This window comes from Pseudoalteromonas sp. PS5, assembly GCF_004103255.1.
Lineage (GTDB): Bacteria > Pseudomonadota > Gammaproteobacteria > Enterobacterales > Alteromonadaceae > Pseudoalteromonas > Pseudoalteromonas peptidolytica.
Genome location: NZ_RCSQ01000127.1, coordinates 1 through 16,897, shown reverse-complemented (window position 1 = coordinate 16,897; position 16,897 = coordinate 1). Strand labels below are relative to the sequence as shown.

The following is a 16,897-nucleotide window of genomic DNA, read 5'->3' as shown; positions in this document are numbered from 1 at the left end:
TCCTTCAAATTGAGCAAGTATTGAGTCAAATTGGTATAACATACCAGCACAGCGGCTGGTATGTTTTATTGACGTACTTTGCCATTTAAGCTCGGCACTAGACAGCGAATGGCAGACTCAAAGCCAGCCTAGCGCTAATTATTTCAGTCGCCATAACGTCAGCTGGCAACGCTCTAGCTCCACTTTGCGAGCATTTTTAGCAAAGGCAGACATGACTTCATCTTGCGCAACTAACTCAAAATCTCGGCCTAGCAAAATCTCTAAGCCATCACGCCCTGTGACATTTTCGCCACTCACCTTATAACCGCCAAGCCAATTTTCTGATTCAGTCAACGATTTGTCCCACTGATAGGCTGAGCTGATAGCCAAAATACCACCTGAATTTAAACGCGATTTAATTTGATTCAAAAAGGTTTTAGGTGAGTATAAGTATTCCACTAAGCGATGACACAAAATCAAATCATAATCTGCAAATTGTGGCTTAAGGTTGTGGCCATCTCCCTGACAAAAATGAATACGCTCGCTCAGTTCGTTAAAGCCTAGCTGCTTTGTAGACACCTCATGAAAGTCAACTATTTCACCCTCAATTTCTGTGGCAAAGCGCACTGGCGTCCCGTCTTTTAATGCTAACGCATGCTGGATATTACGAGCTGTGAAATCAATACCATCTACTTGACTAAAATATTGAGCAAGCTCAAAACTCGCACGACCAACAGAACACCCAAGATCAAGTGCTTTATTTGTTTGACCTTGATAGTGTTTCATTAAGTGCGACACAACGCTTTGCAACGGGTTGTCAAAATTCATAACCGGTTTACCGTAGTGGCTTAGTAAGTCATTGGCTACATCCACGTCCATTTCGCATAAGTTCACTTTTTGCACCGGTACGTCTGGACTGTCACTTTCAATGTATCTAAATCCTGCATGCTGGAAGAAGTGCCGTCTAAACGCATAGCGAGAATCACGAACCGCTTCGTTACCCGTTGAGATCCACGAACCACCTTTGATCAAATTGTGTTTACCGTCAAAAGTGGGAGTCGAAAAGTCATCATACAAAGGGTGCACTTTGAAACCGGTAAACGCATCAATCGGACTTTCAGTCCATTGCCAGACATTACCAATAATGTCGAATAAACCTGCCGTTTCAAAACGGTTAACTGGGCAACTTGAAGCACTCACTTCAAGGTTGATATTGCCAGGCGCTTCGCTCCATGTAGGCAGATCGGTATCTAACTTGTCACGAAGTACCTGCCACTCAGCTTCTGTTGGCAAACGTACATGAGATTCGCTTTGAGCTGATTTCCAATTACAAAATGCTTTGGCTTCAAGATAATTTACCTCTACCGGCCAATTGAGCGGAAGCGGGATCTCTTGTGCCAAGTTACGCTGCCAATAGCTCCCTTCTTTTGAAAGCCAAAAACGTGGCATTGTTGATTTTGTTGACGCCAACCACTTTTTGCCCTCGTCAGTCCAAAACTCTGGGCTTTTGTAACCACCGGCTTCAACAAATGCTAAAAACTCTTGATTCGAAACCAAGTATTTACTGGCTTTGAAAGGCGCGACGTTAACGTCTTGTACGCCATATTCGTTATCCCACCCGTACGTTTGGTTTGACTCAGGCTTGCCTAGGCGAATATCGGTTCCCGCCACAGGAACCAAAGCATTTTCCGGCGCATCGCCATGCTCGTCACACGCACTCCAACCGGGCTGGAGTGTTAAATCAGCTAGCGGTAACATGCGGATTATTACAGAAGAAGTTTCAAGGTGAATACGCTCATGTTCAATTCCCATTAAAATCACCCAAGCAAGGCTGTCTTGTGTGATAGGTAAACTGATATCCATTGAATCGATAAGTGTATTAATCAACGTATTAACCTGCTGCCGATAAGCTCTCACTTCATCAACACTTGGCCAATCATAGTTATTACTATCAAGGTCGTCCCAAGACATTTCATCTACACCAACAGCACAAGTAGACTCAATATGCGGATTAAGGCGCTGATTTATGTATTTTCCTAACATCAATTTATTGATGTAAAAACAAGCTGTGTGACCAAAATAAAAAATTAGTGGGTGTCTTAACCTTTCCGCTTTTACAAAGTACGCGTCATCATTGTTGATATTGCTAAATAAGGATTCGTATTGTTGCCAGCTATTGTTGAAGTACGCCTTAATTTGTGCGCGCTTCTTCGCCACATCATCACCCGAAAGCCAGATCGGCTTTAATGTATTTGGTCTTTCCATAAAATAATCTTCTTTAAACTTGCTAACCAGGTACACACAATGTCGCTGCATGCAGCTCTTAATCTTTTACCGATAACCTCTCACCGCACAGTGTCGCTAATACATAGCACACCCATATAGTTTGGATTTTCGCTATGTTGTACGCCAGCTACACAGCACTCAGCGATGGTTAAGCTCGATGAATGAGGTCTATACGTACGTCCATGAAGCTTAGACCACACAAATAAACTTTTTATGACCTTAACTTATTCACATTTAATTTTCACTGCCGACGGGCTTATTTTTATAAAAAAATTAACACAACAGCACTTGTGCCCAACAGCTCCCCTAGAAAGTAAAAAAGTGGCCGTCTAAACCACTTCTTTACAACATCCAAACGATGAATCGCTGTCACACCTTACTGTTCATTTTGACGGTGATCGAAGGTGAGATAAGCAATAATGAGCATATTTGCAATAAACCACAGATCTTTGATCACAAACTGCCCAAGTCCCGTCAGTAAGCTCGTGTCACTCAATGCCCCCATCGCTGTAAATAGAAAGGTCTGTGTCATCACAAACACCGCGATACAGCCAAGCCAAGCGACGATAAGCAGTGGCCGATAATTAAACCAAATACCAATTCCCAACAGTATCGCCATCAAGAGGTCGTATATACCGATTACATTTGAAGCTTCTTGAACGGTAAATAACTCATACATCCAAGACATAAAAGGTGAAGTTTCAACTAAGGGAACAATGGCTTTGGCTTCAAGCTCAAGGAACTTCATTCCACCAATCCAAAATAATACCAAAGCGACTGGGAAATAGTTCCACCAAATTAACGTCTTTTTACTCAGCTGATGGCGACAATAAAGAAAAAGAGCAATAGGTAAGAGAGCAAAATATTTTATGACTCCCTGCCCTGAGCCAATAACTGGGAACCCACCATGTGCAGCTATCCAACGATTATCAGCAAACAAAGTGACTAAAGTGAACAAGCACACAACTGCTATCGCGGCCAGTGGCAGAGGCGCTGCGATGCTCTTGCTTTGGTGCAACACCACAAAACCACTAGTTACCATTAATACAACGCCAGATAACATCCCTAGGTTAGATATAGGCATGACATCGGTGAGACCATAAAAATCAAATGCACTCGATACCGAATTGGCACCAGCACCAAATAAAAATGAAATACCAAGCAACACTAAGCTCACCACCAATAAGCTTGCAACGGAATAATCAACTGTTTTGGAATACATATCCAACCTCTTCATCTGCTATTGCATACTAGACCTTAGATATGAAAAAGTTCATTCACTTTTTTATATAGATGATGGCTATACCGCGCTTGAATTGAGCTGTGCACCGATATAAATCAAAAGGTTCTTACTCAAAGTCGAACACTTTATTAAGCAAGTCGGTATAATACTGAACATCATTATTCTCGCATTGAATAGGTACGCATTTGAAGTTAGGAAAACGTTTACAAGCTCTGCACGATATTGTCGATAAAGACTATCAACATATTTGGGATTGCTGCTGCGACCATGGTCAATTAGGTGCACAGTTTTTGCTCTCGAGTGAAGCACATATCCACTTCGTAGATGTAGTGCCTGAACTCATTGACAAAGTAAAAAGCAACTTACAGCGTTTTTTTGACACTCAAGTCTCACGCTATAGCCTATACGCTCTCGATGTTGCCAAGCTACCACTCGCCCAACATCACGGTAGGCAATTGGTTATTATCGCAGGCGTTGGTGGCGATTTAACGGCTAACTTGATGCGGGATATTTGTGCCAATTACGATAATCATATTGATTTTTTACTCTGTCCAGTGCACCACCAATATACACTGAGAAACACGCTACAAACCCTAAACTTAAATGTGGTAGAAGAGCGGCTTGTGGAAGAGAATAACCGGATCTACGAAGTGCTTTACCTGAGCACGTATAAAACGGGCAGCATGATTACTACTCTAGGTGATGCAATTTGGCAGCAAGGGGAACTATCAGCACGCTATTTAGCAAAAGTCCAAACTCACTATACCCGCGTCGCAAAAGGTAAACCTGAAGCGCAGGCTGTTTTAGCGGCGTACCAGAAAGTTAAAATATAACGGCTAACGCACTTAACCACACTAATTGAGCACCGTAACTGAGGCGCTGATACAAGCCTACGCCGCGCTTTAGCTTGTAGGCTTTTGCCAACTTGAAGCTAAAACCAATGCACATCAGTACACACGCCGTAGAAAACCACGCAAAGCCTTTTTCAAGCGGGGTTACAAACCACACCAACAATGGTGCAATAAGTAAACTTAGCAACATGACAACCCCAGCCCATGAATGAATATTACATGCCTGACTTGGAGTTGTTGTATATGGATCAGCGTCCATCGGAAAAACCCCCGCTACCGCTGTTGCTATACCGTGGCACATAATTAATACGCCGATGCTGTCAAGTGCCCAATTGCCCTGTGGATATGAGATCACATAAAAACCAAAACCGCAAAATATCAAAGCTAGTGGATAATTATTAACTCTTGGTGATAAGTCCTGTGTTGGACTACCACAGGCCCCTAGTTCACTACAAAATTGATTAACATGACTATAATCAGGGTAACGCTTGGCAGCTAGGTATACACCAGCAAAAAACCATACGCTTGCTACCACACCTAAGTAGCTCATCCATTCTTGATACACTTTATCTATCCCTGCAACATAACATCTCGCGTCATCCATTCTATACTAAATGTAATAACAAACAATCTTCTTATATTTAAGATTAATGCGAATTTACTGAACGTATTTTCCACTTTTCAAGGATAGCCTGCTGTTGGCCATTTTGACGAAGCTCTGCCAACGAGTCTTGCAAACGTTTTGCTAAGTCATCTGGAAACTTTGCATTTACAGCAAGCGCCAGCTCACTTGGAAACTGCGCTAAGATAAGCTTATGCTCAATCGCTGAAGGATCCAACTCTAAGGCGCTCAGCTCTTTTTCTAACGTTAGAGTATTCGTTAAGACAAAATCAATTCGCCCTTTAAACAAAAGGTTCCACAGGCTTTCATAATTCGATACTAGTACTAATTCATACCCTTCAGTAAAACCATGTTGTTTAAGAAATGTCTCGCTATAATAGCCCCGAATTGTGCCAGTTCGGTAGCGTTTCGCGGCATTCAGATTTTGGATAAGTGTTGGTGACTTTTTTAGTCCTATGAGCGAAGCAGACGCATGGCACATAGTCCCCAAAAATCTAAAGTGCATCTCACGAGTGGGGGTTTTTAACCAAGATAACAGCGCTACATTTGACTGACTTTCAAATTGATGACGCACTCTAGCCATCGGCATTATTTCTATTTCAGCAACTAAATTCGCCTGTGCTGCAAGTGCTTGAGCAAGGACAACTAAACCACCATCCGCTTTACCTTCAGCGTTAATAAAATGATAAGGAGGCAAATCTTCGGCCACAAAACGAACCACAGCGCGATTCTGTGCTATACATTGAGCCGAAACAAACAGCGCGATAAGCAATAATGCGACCCGAGTCATTTTATCTCTATAAGCTGAATAATCATATCATCAGTGTGCCTGTATTCACCTTATAATTCAATTTAGAGTGAACCCTAACATTGCTCATCCAACCAGCATAAAGCATAACACCTTCACACTGTCCCTTTTTAACATCAGCGACTACTCACTACTTGCGCTTTTTACTGCGGCCACTCCTTGCCAATCTTCTAGATCTTGATTTGGCTTTTCGGCACGAAACCGCCCATACAGTTCAATCCCCTGCTGATCTTCGAGAATATCCACCTGCACGCCTTTACTTTCTAATAATGGCTCATTGCCTGATGCGTTGGTAATATCTCCAACTACTACACGTTGGAAGCCACGCATATAGAGTAAAGTAGCACACACATCACAAGGACTGAGGCTGGTAAACAAGGTTGTTTTGCTAAAGTCCATACGGCCTGCATCTCTAATCGCTGAGGTTTCACCATGATTGTAGGGGTGGCTCTCTTGCACCAAGGTGTTGTGTCCTTTACCAACAATTTGATTCGTATTGTTGTCAACAATCACAGCGCCAATTGGACATCCCCCCTCATCATAGCTTTTTTGTGCGAGTAACACGGCTATACGCATAAAATCACTATCTTCAAACTTACGAGCCAACTCATCATTGATTAATACCCCAAGACTTTGAGTCGGCATATGTGCAATTGCGTTAAGTACTGCTTGCGTGATAGTTGAGTTCGCATTAAGTAATGATGTCATCTGTATTTTTTCCTTGTAATTTTAGCCATATCCTAACGCGGTAATTTGGCAAAATTATGGAGGACATAGTCACATAACTTATCTAACCAGGGTCTTACCTGCGCCAGTGGCCAACCACAATTTATACGAAGATGATCTTGGTATAAATCTCGACTAGTAAAAGCGCTACCAGGACGTATTTCCACACCGAGTGTTGCCATATATACGACCAGTTGCTCACAGTCAATATTAGGCAATTTTAACCAAAGCGCCATTCCGCCTCGTGGCGATGAAATTTTGCACGTACTCGGTAAATGTAACTTCAGATAGTCTCGATACGCGTGGCATTGTGATGCAAGCACTCGATTGAGCTCTCTCAAGTGACGTTGATAATGTCCGGTTTCGATAAAACGTGACACCGCTAATTGTAAGCAAGGATTTGGGATCCCATGGAATGCTTGTAAAACTCTACTTACTTGATTTTTGTAACGCCCAGCTTCACACCACCCTACCTGCAAACCCGGTGCTAAAGTTTTCGATACCGAGCTGCACCAGATCACATAGCCGTCTTTGTCCCACGCTTTGATGGGCAATGGCATTGTATGGTTGTGACTAAGCTCACCAAACACATCATCTTCTATAATGACAAGCTGATTGTCACTGGCAAACTGTGCCAACCATTTCTTCTGTGTAATAGATAGATTATGCCCAGTTGGGTTTTGATGATTTGCGGTGATCAAGCACGCGGAGACAGGCAGTTCCTTCACCACACGCTCAAGCTCTGCTAGATCTAGTCCCTCAGGGGTCGACGGAATTTCAATCACGTTGAGTCCCAACGCACCGAGTAATTGCAACAAACCTTGATAGCAAGGAGATGATACCACCACACAATCCCCCGCCACCGTTACCGCTTTGAGCGCAGCCATGACAGCTTGAATACAACCACTGGTCACGACAAGTTGTTCTGATTTTATTGCCAAGCCTTTTTGCTTAAAGTGGTTTTCTATACTGTCTTTTAATGCCGTAAGCCCTTTTGCATTTGGGTAATGAAAGTGGTGAAGTTGCGGTGAGTCAAAAGCCTGTTTCACGAATTTGGTGAGCCGCTGAGTTGGCATAAATTCCGGAGTTACCTGTGCGGTAGACAGCATCGTATTTAGAGTGAGAGAAGCGCTATCACCTATACGCTTGGGCGGCTTGATTTCACTATTAAATTGAGCAAAATCAATATGATTATTTGTATAACTCGGTTTGCATATATAGAACCCAGACTTGGCCTGCGCGACCAAAAAACCTTTATCCTGTAACTCTTCATACGTTCGTATGGCGGTACTCATACTCACCTTATGTTGACTTGCAAACGTGCGAAGTGAAGTCATTTTTTCTCCCTGCTGACGCACACCATTGTTGATGTCAGTAATCACCAGTTCACTCAAAGCGATAAACTTTCTCGCCATCTGTACCCCTACACTTTCACTTTTTTGTATCTGTACCTTATTTTTGCGTAAGTTACACTAAAATTCCAGTAACCGTTTCACACTAGGAATACACATGAAAGCAGCACCAAAAGCATGGCATGAATTGCCGCAGTTACTCTCTGCATTTTCGGAACTCGCCACTGCATTTATTGAATCAAGTAATAACCGACCCGTCGCAGGACAAAATATTGCGCCGCCTGAGCTCTGTCTGAGTGACTCCGGCATGACAATTGAGAACCTTGTTAAACAATTCAGTGAACACGTAGTTCCAAATCTAAGTGTCAGTACAGGACCGAGATATTGGGGATTTGTTACAGGTGGAGCAACCCCAATTGCCACTTTTGCCGATTGGTTGGTCTCGACCTATGACCAAAATGTGTCTAAAGGTGATGGCTCTATTGCGACGAATATTGAAAAGCAAACCATTCGCTGGCTAACCGAATTATTTGAGCTACCTTCAAGTTTTGATGGCCTTTTTACCACAGGAGCAACTGCTGCCAACTATTTAGGGGCAGTTGTCGCTAGGCAATTTGCAGGCCACCAGCAAGGTATTAATGTCGCAGAAGATGGTGTGTTTGATTTAGATGTTGCCGTCTTTTGCGCAACTCCACATGCCAGCATGTTGAAAGCATTAGGCCTGGCAGGACTTGGGCGCAATCAACTTATTCGTATAAAAACTCAGCCAAGTAATGAAGCCACCGATATCCGCGCACTAGAATTAGCATTAGACAACAGTCAAGCTAAAAGCAAGATTGTGATCGCCAGTGCCGCTACCGTGACAGGAACGGATTTTGATGACTTAATACAAATCCGCGCCTTATGCGACAAACATCAAGCTTGGCTCCACGTCGATGCCGCCTTTGGTATTTTTGAGCGAATTATCAATGGCGCAAATGGCCGTACTAAAGGGATTGAGCTGGCTGACAGCATTACCCTTGATGCCCATAAGTGGCTCAATGTCCCATACGACTGTGGTGTGTTTTTAACTCGCCATCTTGACTATTTAGTTGCCAGCTGTGACGTGCCAGCACCTTATTTAGTCACCTCAAAGTGTGAGCCTGATTTCTTTTCAATGGGGGTCGAGAACTCGCGTCGCTTTAGAGCGCTGCCGGTGTGGATGTCGTTACTTGCTTACGGTAAACAGGGCATTCGCCAATGGGTGGGTAAGAATATCGACCAAGCCCAGCAACTTTCTGACTGGTTTGCATGCTCACCTGACTATGAATTGGTGTACTACGGCAAGCTCAACGTGGTGTTATTCAAACCTAAAGGTCAAGACGATAGCGCCACCAAACGATTACTCCAAGCAATTAACGCAGATGGCCGCATTTTTGTCAGCCCGGGTAGCTGGCAAGGGCAAAAGGTGATCCGCGCAGCCTTGAGCAATTGGCAAACTGAGCAAGTTGATTTAGATATAGCAAAAAGCGCCTTAACTGAGATAATCAAAGCACTTTAATACCAATTTGCTCGGGTTATTTAACCTGAAGCTTGGATAAGGAATGGGCTAACTCTCGTTTTTTTGCTCAGATTATTTAGAGATGCTCTGTGCTAATGTGCGGCTATACTCTTCAAAATCAGCGTTGGCTAGATCTCCAAGCCCTGCCACACCGTGAGCAATAAACTGAGGTGGGACAAACAAGTAAGTACGTTTTTTAAATTTCCAGTGGCGTACAATGTGCTTTGCTTGATGCCTTGTTTCATCTAGCCCAACCAATGAAAACAAATCCTGCCAGTCACTTTTCGTGTCAGAGAGTGTGTCTGCAACACTTTGTGGCTCAATGCTCAACAAAATAGCCGACGTTTGCGGCACTCCCATTAATAATTCACCGATAAAGAAAATGCTGCCGCTGCGGCATAATTTTTTCTGCTCTTCAGACATGGAAGATTGCTCTGCCGCCCTTGCGCTTTGGTACTGCATGCCATTAAACATCGACTTCGCAAAGGGTAATTGTTTTTCAGAAAACTCTCGATTCAAAATATGCTGGAACAAGGCTTTTCCAAGAGAGCTTCCCACACCATCATGGCTGAAGGTTCCTTCTTCCACGTTTGTCTCTATAAACAAACCGGATCCGGCCAAGATATTTTTTACCGCTTGATAGTTAAATATCGAAAATGGTTTCCCAGTCACTGGATTTATAGTTGATGTGACCGCCTTTGTCATGGCAGCAAAAAACACACTAATATCAACAAACGCACTCTTTAAGTCGACGTCAAAGCTTTGAATGCTATCTGCCGTTGCGCATAACATAATGTTACCCGTTTCATTAAACACATAATGTTTAGTGATTGGCGTGTAAATTGGTTGCTGTGTTGCCTGTATCGGCGGCGCTGTTTTACTAAACCATTTTGAGAACATTGCTTTCTCCCAAAATTAGTTGCCCTTTTTAGCCGCGTTGTCCACAGGAGCGCTTTTTGAAGGCGGCGCAATCACGCTACGCATAGACTCAATCAGATTATTAAATTCAGGATCTGACATTGCTTCATTCAACGACGCCGCCTGTTTTACAAAAGCGGGGGGCACAAATAAATAGACTGACTTGCAGAGCGTCAATTGTATTTCTGTATGACCGCCTTTTAAACAGGGACCCGCTTGCCAAATAGATTTAACATCACTTGCATCCGCAGAGATAATAATTGGTGAGATAGAAATAGCGCCAAGCAAATATTCACACACAAAAATAATGGTGCCGACCTTTTTGTCCTGACTATCTGAGTTTGCACTAATACTGACCGAGGCCTGCCCCATACCCGCTATCATATCCATCAACGACTTACCGATAGAGGCAAGGTTACCACTGAGCCCCAATAAGGTTTGGATAAGTTGACCCGATAAAGTTACACCGCTTTGCTTGCTTTCAAACTCGATATTGCTCTCTGTCACTTTGACAAACAGCCCCGAGCTTGACACCAATTTATTCAGCGCATCATAGTCATACAAGCTAGTTCCTGCCTGCGCCATGGCTTTAGTGAGTGCGGCAAAAAACACACTCACCTCACCAAAGGCACTTTCAGCTTCTTGTGGCAACACACTGCCACCTGCTGTGCTATTGAGCGTGCTTGCGATAAATAAATTACCGGTAGCATTGACGGCAAACTGCTTGGTAGCAGGTACTTCATTGGTATTTGTTGTGGTTAAGGCTGCCGCTCTTATTTGTGCATTACTTAGTACAGTACCGGGTTGCGAGTTTGGCATAATCGTTCCTTAGAGCATGATTTGGCTGATGTTATTTTTATATTGTGTTTGAGAGCAGTCAGCTTTGTCAAAAAGCTGACAACATCAATAGGTCTTAGTGTAGCTGTATTTCAAGCGCTATGATATTTTTAATATTACTTATCACTCGTGCAATTTTGTAGCGTTACATGGCAGTTAACGCGCGTCAATATTGGTAGCAAAAATACGTCCAAACGCGCCATGCACCACTATCAGGCAAAAGATCAACATACTTAAGTTGAGCGCCAAAAACCAAATGCCAACTAATAATACAGGGTGGATAAAAATGATAAACCACCACGCTGCTCGACCCAGCTGATAAAAGCTATTACTGCTATTTTTTGTACACCCAGTAAAACGACTTTCCAATGGAAAAGTGTCCAAGCCAATGATGTGACAATCAACAGTGTCACTAATACATTGAGTAATATTCCCCCTAACATCCTAAACTCCTTATCGGATCTGCGTCAATACAAGCTAACCTGCAACAACAGATGGATTTATACCATATTTCAGGTACAAAAAAGCAAGCTCAGTTGAATAAAATTCAACCTCTTCACCACTCAAAAATAAACACAAAGCAGTTACAGTAATAGGCGAATAATTTCACAAGGAATACAACATGTTTAAAACCTTAATGACTGTCGCTGCGATTGCATCCCTAAATCTCGCAGTTGCCTCATCGCTCAGCGCAACACACCACGCTATTCACTATGAAGGGCGTGTTAATAAAAACTATGAAAATGGGCATGTCAGTTTTAACTGGCCAGGCACACAGCTTCACACAAAGTTGACCGGCCGGGCTTTTCATATTGCACTAAAGGGTTTCGGCGACCAATTTGACGTATTGATCAATGGAGAGTTCTCGAAAAAATTACTGACGGATCCCAGTGGCGCTACTCAAACTTTTACGCTTTTTGAAAGTACCACAGAAGAAACCGTTATCATTAAGTTGGTCAAACGCTGGGAAAACTATTCAAATAATGCACAAATCGTGAGTGTCGACGTAGAAGGAAGATTAACACCAATACAAACGGCTAAGCCTCACATTTTGTTTATTGGCGATTCAATTAGCGCTGGATTTGGTAGTGAATCTACCCAAAGGCAATGTGAATGGAGTGAAATTGTCGACTTAAGTAATGCGCGCCACGCATTTCCCTATATAAGTGCTCAGCAGTTGAATGCAAGTTTCACCCAAGTTTCATATTCTGGCCTAGGTTTGATCCGAAATTGGGGAGGCAACCAGCCTCATCATACGCTGACACACTACTATGATAAAATGTCTGCTGTATTTACTGATGACAGCAGCTTTGAAGATAAATTTCCTCAACTCATTGTAATTGAAGTGGGTACTAATGACTTTAGTACCGATCCAACCCCTAACGAGCCATGGGAGAATATCTCAGAGGTTAAAACACAATGGGTGGACACTATGGTTGCATTTACTAAACAGTTACGAGCCCGCTACCCTGCTGTGCCCATTATTTATATGCCACGCCCTGCCTACCCGTATAACTTTATTATTCCAGCAACGAATGAGGCAATAGCAAGACTCAAGCAGCAAAACATGTCTATGTTGTTTAGTCACGTCTTTGATACCCCTTTAGAGGGTTGTATTTGGCATCCAACCGCCACAGAGCATCAAAATATAGCTGATGACCTTACCACCTTTATTAAACAAATGCGGTTAATGTAGTTAAAAAGGTACTGTTCATTTGGTTAATACTGAATGTTTAGCGACAAAATCAGGGGATACTAATCAAGGTATATTTCAACTGATTGTTGACGTTGCACCGAAACACTAGGGGCAGTGACGTGTACTTGCCCCTTTGCACAACCGCAGTATATTTTATAGATTTGTTTGTACTCGACAAAGTCATGTTGGTGGTGCAGCTTTATGGTATGTACGTTTGTCGTTGTTGTCTCAACAATAACTTTTCGGTATCAAACGTTGCTATACAAAATACAGCAATTTACCAGCGACCCCTATACGAAAATAATGGGGGTCAACGGTCAGACTATCTACTTCTAGTATTATTTAAAAATAGTAACTTCAATGACAGCGGCAAGGCTTTGATTTTCAAGATATCCATAAAAATAACTTATCGCACCACTTATATCTTTTATGGTTCGAGATAAAGGCAGGAAAGTTGCAAGCCTCTACTAACTCTGATTCAATTTTTTCTGCAATTTGGAACATATTAAAAAATTCGCCCGCCATCACAGAAGCGTGATTCTTTAGCTTTTGGACTATACCTATCGCTTTCCTACACATGTACCAGTTGATGGTCTAGAAACTGTCAATTTATTGTCCTCAAGACAACGCGATAATATGAAAAGTTTCCAAGTTTCATGGAAATACGATATAAATGGCGTAAAAGTATTGCTTTTATTAACATCAAGGAGGTGCCAAATGTCATTAGCCAAGCACACACTAGACTTATCACTGACGGATAAAGTTTGGTTCAAATACGTTTCATTAAAAAACAAAAACGAATTGACTGATAAGTCTGAAGTGTCGCTCAATTCTATAGCTGCTCTGGGTATGCTAAGTGGTCGCGCTGAGTTTTTATTTGCCTTACTAGTCTTTGCCTTAGCTATCACAGCGTCGGTTGTTGATGGAGCATACCCACGCTATATTGCTTTTCCAGCATGTCTATTCGCATTTTTAATTATCTTTTTTACCAAAAGAGTCATGCTGTATAAAAAGTTCGGGTTTGGTTCTCAATGGGTTATGGATGTATCAAAAGAGCAGTTAACTATCTCATCTCAAGCAATCAAAGGAAGGGTAAGTGGCACGCAAAAAATTGCCAGAGAAAACATTAGCGAGGTTGTTTTTCACTATTTATTGTTACAGGACAAAAAAAGTGGGAAACTTAAAACTACTGCCAATTTATGCTTTGCTGAAATCTTATTAAAAGATGGAACAAAAGTAGAGCTCAATGGCACCAGAATCGGCCTTTTCGACTTACTCTACTTAATGGTATTTTTCGACTATCCCTTAGTTTATCGCAATACATCTGCAGGTGGCAGTTCAGATATCGCTATCATTTTATTACGATTACTCTCCCTTTCTGCTATCGCCGCAAGTCTTGCTAAGCTTGCGCTTAACTAACCTGATGTTTGGATCAAAGAATGTTCCAACTTGTTGTTGCTAAAGCACAGCTTACCTTTTCCTTGTTTAGCCAGAGAATTTTAGAGAAAACACCGCATTCTGCTCTCGCTAAGGTGCCAACACCTTTTCGGCAAGGAGAGTTTATACACCAATAGCCCGCTATTGGAAGTGAATTAACGCAGTTAGCGCTAAAGCAGGCTGCTAGAAAGGCATTCATTATCCACAGCTAAGGTTAACGAAACTGATTTGCGCTTGTTATTGTTTAAACTGGATAATAAGCGCTTCTCCCCTTGCGCCACCGATTTTCTTAATGGCTTCGACCATTTCAACGATTCGTTGTCGATCAAATGGATTGGTAATAGTACCTCGGACATCATCGACGATGGCCTCTAAGTACTTGAATAAACTTTCAGTTGCTTGTCGATTGCCGCTAGAACGAAAAAGGATATTTTTAAATGCTTCCAATACATTGACCATAACGTAGCCGTCTGACTTCGCATAGTTTCTAATTGGAGTAAAGTTGTCATGCAGTAGCTCATCAAAAGACGCTTCATGAATATATAAAAGTGGTTCATGTTTAGCGTGTTTCAAGGAGTAATTAACATCATAAATATCTAAACGTTGGATAAGTAAAATGCTCAGCATATCAATCGCCTTTACCGCCGTGCCAGGATCATTAATCCCAGGGCTCATAGCTTTCACTGCAATCTCTGAGATTTGTGTTAAACCATAGCGATAGTGGTCACTGATATATTCTTCAACATAAAAAATAAAGCAGCTAAGTAACGCATTACGTAATGCTTCCTGCGCACTGAGATCTTTATCGCACTTGAGAAATGGGTAACCTTTAACGGTAAAAAACCCCTGCTTCACTGCAATATATATTTTTAACTCATGCTGCTCGCATAATTGACACAGTTTATCGCTGTGCACCCCCTTAAAGTATCCTTCCTCTGTACTAGGTAAATGATACCAGCCAGAAAAATCAGGAAATTGCTCAATAGGTTGCTCTTGCTGTTTGGTAACAATATGCCGCATTTCATTTTTGGTATTCTTAAATAAGTCATTGAGTACATTATCAACCTGAATAGCTCGGGATATTGAGTGGATAAAAAACACAAAAAAGCCTAAAGAGAGCAGACCAAAAAGCAGTGAAAAGAGGACACCCAACGCGGGGATCCCGGTTTCACCATTGCCCATACCACGAATATTTATCAGCATGATAATGGCATAAATAATACTTCCGAGATAAAACCCCAGTACCAACTGATGAGACTTTCTGGTAATCAGACCGGGTAAAACTCTAGGTGACAACCCTGCGCTAGCATTGTTAAGCACAATCATCACCATAGAAAAGCTAAATACCGTCAACGAAATAATACTACCAACGAGTGTACTTAAAATTGTACGAGCATTTTCTTCACTGTCGACCAGTACAATTCCAATAAACGCCTTGAAGTCACGAATAGGAGCTGCATACTCAATAGCTGTGGTAATTAACGCAAAAATAAAGAAAGTAATAGCTAGTAAAGAGGGGTAAAAACCGATACTACTTACCAGTTCTCGATAATTTTCGGCCAACTTGCGAGGTGTGAACATGGCTATCCTTTACACTTGAAGGTTCCAATTAGCTTAACCCTGCCATCTATTTTGAGGCAAGAGAAGCTTATTTAGTGAGCGGCCCTAAATGAAAAGTGCTTAACGTGATTAACGTCAAACCTATTCCTTCAATTTACATATCTATTAAGGACACTGGTATTACCTAGCCTAGCAAGGCTGATACAATAGGTTAAGTAAAATACCCTGAGCTGCGGATAATTAATGCCTTTCTAGCAGCCAGATTTAGGCCTGTGAACGCCAAAGAAAATCTGCCTAATCTTGGATTGACGAGCTGTCTGTATGACCCTCATAGAAACATCGCGAAAAAATCAGCTTGTCTTCCGATGAAGTTTGAGTTTAACTCAGGCTGCAAAGTTAGTTAACTAAAGTATCCATGTTCAACAGCGTAACATCGGTAATATCGCACTCTGTTGTGCCATTAGTTGAAGGTACGATGAGTACCTTCTTCGCTACCTTAACAGAGCACACCACTCAGTTATGTCAGGTATTGACACTGTAGGAATGGGATATAGGCTGAAGTGATTGACGACTATTAGTATCAAATACACCTAATGCTAAAGCAATTACTGGCGCATCATCAATAGCACTCAATGTACTGCCGCAGTTAGCACAAAAAGCAAGTGATGAGTATTGTGACGAACGCCACAATTTGGGCTCTCCACCTTTTCCATCCCAACTTACTTCATCGCGCGCGAATTCCACCCATGCAAGCGTTAACGCACCGCTATGCCGCTGGCACATTTTACAAGAACATGTATGAGGGTTATGTGGTACTCCTATATTGCAATAATGCGGATCTGCCCACATAAACATCCACCAACAAAACGTTCCGCCATCCTTTTATTACCTCCTTTTATAATTAGTCGATTCTGAATATTGTTGTTTTGATGCTTAGATTGGCAGTACAAGATCAGTCCAGCCTGAGCATCATCTTTATCGACAGGTTATTACGCAGCGCTTTTCGCTGCTAATAACTGATATAAAATACAGGCATAAAAAA

Annotated in this window: 15 protein-coding genes; 4 read left to right on the top strand and 11 right to left on the bottom strand. The window is 42.1% G+C overall.

Annotation, left to right across the window (positions count from 1 at the left end):
* Window positions 1-138: 138 nt before the first annotated feature.
* Both ovoA and D9603_RS15610 read right to left on the bottom strand, forming a co-directional pair.
* Window positions 139-2,244 carry a 5-histidylcysteine sulfoxide synthase gene (gene ovoA, locus D9603_RS15615; protein ID WP_128732005.1) on the bottom strand — a complete coding sequence of 702 codons (2,106 nt, stop codon included), beginning with the start codon at window positions 2,242-2,244 and terminating at the stop codon, window positions 139-141.
* A 397-nt stretch (window positions 2,245-2,641) separates the two neighbouring features.
* Complete coding sequence (locus tag D9603_RS15610) at window positions 2,642-3,487, bottom strand: DUF417 family protein (RefSeq protein WP_128732004.1); 846 nt, start codon at window positions 3,485-3,487, stop codon at window positions 2,642-2,644.
* 206 nt (window positions 3,488-3,693) lie between these two features.
* On the opposite strand from D9603_RS15610, the gene D9603_RS15605 reads away from it, so the two are divergent.
* A complete protein-coding gene (locus tag D9603_RS15605) occupies window positions 3,694-4,341 on the top strand; it encodes a tRNA (adenine(22)-N(1))-methyltransferase TrmK (protein ID WP_128732003.1) in 648 nt (215 codons plus the stop codon).
* Here D9603_RS15605 and D9603_RS15600 read toward each other — a convergent pair.
* The 4 genes from D9603_RS15600 to D9603_RS15585 all read right to left on the bottom strand — a co-directional run bounded on the left by D9603_RS15600 (window position 4,331) and on the right by D9603_RS15585 (window position 7,930).
* Entirely contained in the window at window positions 4,331-4,924 is a 594-nt protein-coding gene (locus tag D9603_RS15600) for a DUF998 domain-containing protein (RefSeq protein WP_128732008.1), read from the bottom strand. The genes D9603_RS15605 and D9603_RS15600 overlap by 11 nt on opposite strands.
* Window positions 4,925-5,006: 82 nt before the next feature.
* Window positions 5,007-5,771, bottom strand: coding sequence for a transporter substrate-binding domain-containing protein (locus D9603_RS15595; RefSeq protein WP_217704645.1), 765 nt, complete (start codon window positions 5,769-5,771; stop codon window positions 5,007-5,009).
* A gap of 141 nt (window positions 5,772-5,912) precedes the next feature.
* Window positions 5,913-6,497: a nucleoside deaminase gene (locus tag D9603_RS15590; protein WP_128732002.1), complete on the bottom strand. Its 585-nt coding sequence runs from the start codon at window positions 6,495-6,497 to the stop codon at window positions 5,913-5,915.
* A 32-nt stretch (window positions 6,498-6,529) separates the two neighbouring features.
* Window positions 6,530-7,930 (bottom strand): PLP-dependent aminotransferase family protein, encoded by a 1,401-nt coding sequence (locus D9603_RS15585; RefSeq protein ID WP_128732001.1) that lies wholly within the window; start codon window positions 7,928-7,930, stop codon window positions 6,530-6,532.
* Window positions 7,931-8,024: 94 nt separating this feature from the next.
* Between D9603_RS15585 and D9603_RS15580 the strand changes: the two genes are divergently transcribed.
* Window positions 8,025-9,407: an aminotransferase class I/II-fold pyridoxal phosphate-dependent enzyme gene (locus tag D9603_RS15580; RefSeq protein WP_128732000.1), complete on the top strand. Its 1,383-nt coding sequence runs from the start codon at window positions 8,025-8,027 to the stop codon at window positions 9,405-9,407.
* Window positions 9,408-9,479: 72 nt separating this feature from the next.
* Here the strand turns inward: D9603_RS15580 and D9603_RS15575 are convergent, their stop codons facing one another.
* The 3 genes from D9603_RS15575 to D9603_RS15565 all read right to left on the bottom strand — a co-directional run bounded on the left by D9603_RS15575 (window position 9,480) and on the right by D9603_RS15565 (window position 11,605).
* Window positions 9,480-10,307 carry a hypothetical protein gene (locus tag D9603_RS15575; protein ID WP_128731999.1) on the bottom strand — a complete coding sequence of 276 codons (828 nt, stop codon included), beginning with the start codon at window positions 10,305-10,307 and terminating at the stop codon, window positions 9,480-9,482.
* A 15-nt stretch (window positions 10,308-10,322) separates the two neighbouring features.
* The gene (locus D9603_RS15570; RefSeq protein ID WP_128731998.1) at window positions 10,323-11,144 is read right to left on the bottom strand and encodes a hypothetical protein; all 822 of its coding nucleotides are present in this window, start codon (window positions 11,142-11,144) and stop codon (window positions 10,323-10,325) included.
* A 281-nt stretch (window positions 11,145-11,425) separates the two neighbouring features.
* Window positions 11,426-11,605, bottom strand: coding sequence for a hypothetical protein (locus D9603_RS15565; protein ID WP_128731997.1), 180 nt, complete (start codon window positions 11,603-11,605; stop codon window positions 11,426-11,428).
* A 179-nt stretch (window positions 11,606-11,784) separates the two neighbouring features.
* Between D9603_RS15565 and D9603_RS15560 the strand changes: the two genes are divergently transcribed.
* Window positions 11,785-12,858, top strand: coding sequence for an SGNH/GDSL hydrolase family protein (locus tag D9603_RS15560; RefSeq protein WP_128731996.1), 1,074 nt, complete (start codon window positions 11,785-11,787; stop codon window positions 12,856-12,858).
* Window positions 12,859-13,494: 636 nt separating this feature from the next.
* Window positions 13,495-14,277 (top strand): hypothetical protein, encoded by a 783-nt coding sequence (locus D9603_RS15555; protein ID WP_241651680.1) that lies wholly within the window; start codon window positions 13,495-13,497, stop codon window positions 14,275-14,277.
* Window positions 14,278-14,532: 255 nt separating this feature from the next.
* On the opposite strand, the gene D9603_RS15550 is transcribed toward D9603_RS15555, so the two are convergent.
* Window positions 14,533-15,876 carry a DUF2254 domain-containing protein gene (locus D9603_RS15550; RefSeq protein WP_128731995.1) on the bottom strand — a complete coding sequence of 448 codons (1,344 nt, stop codon included), beginning with the start codon at window positions 15,874-15,876 and terminating at the stop codon, window positions 14,533-14,535.
* A gap of 501 nt (window positions 15,877-16,377) precedes the next feature.
* Entirely contained in the window at window positions 16,378-16,704 is a 327-nt protein-coding gene (locus D9603_RS15545) for a GFA family protein (protein ID WP_241651679.1), read from the bottom strand.
* Between the last annotated feature and the right edge of the window lie 193 nt (window positions 16,705-16,897).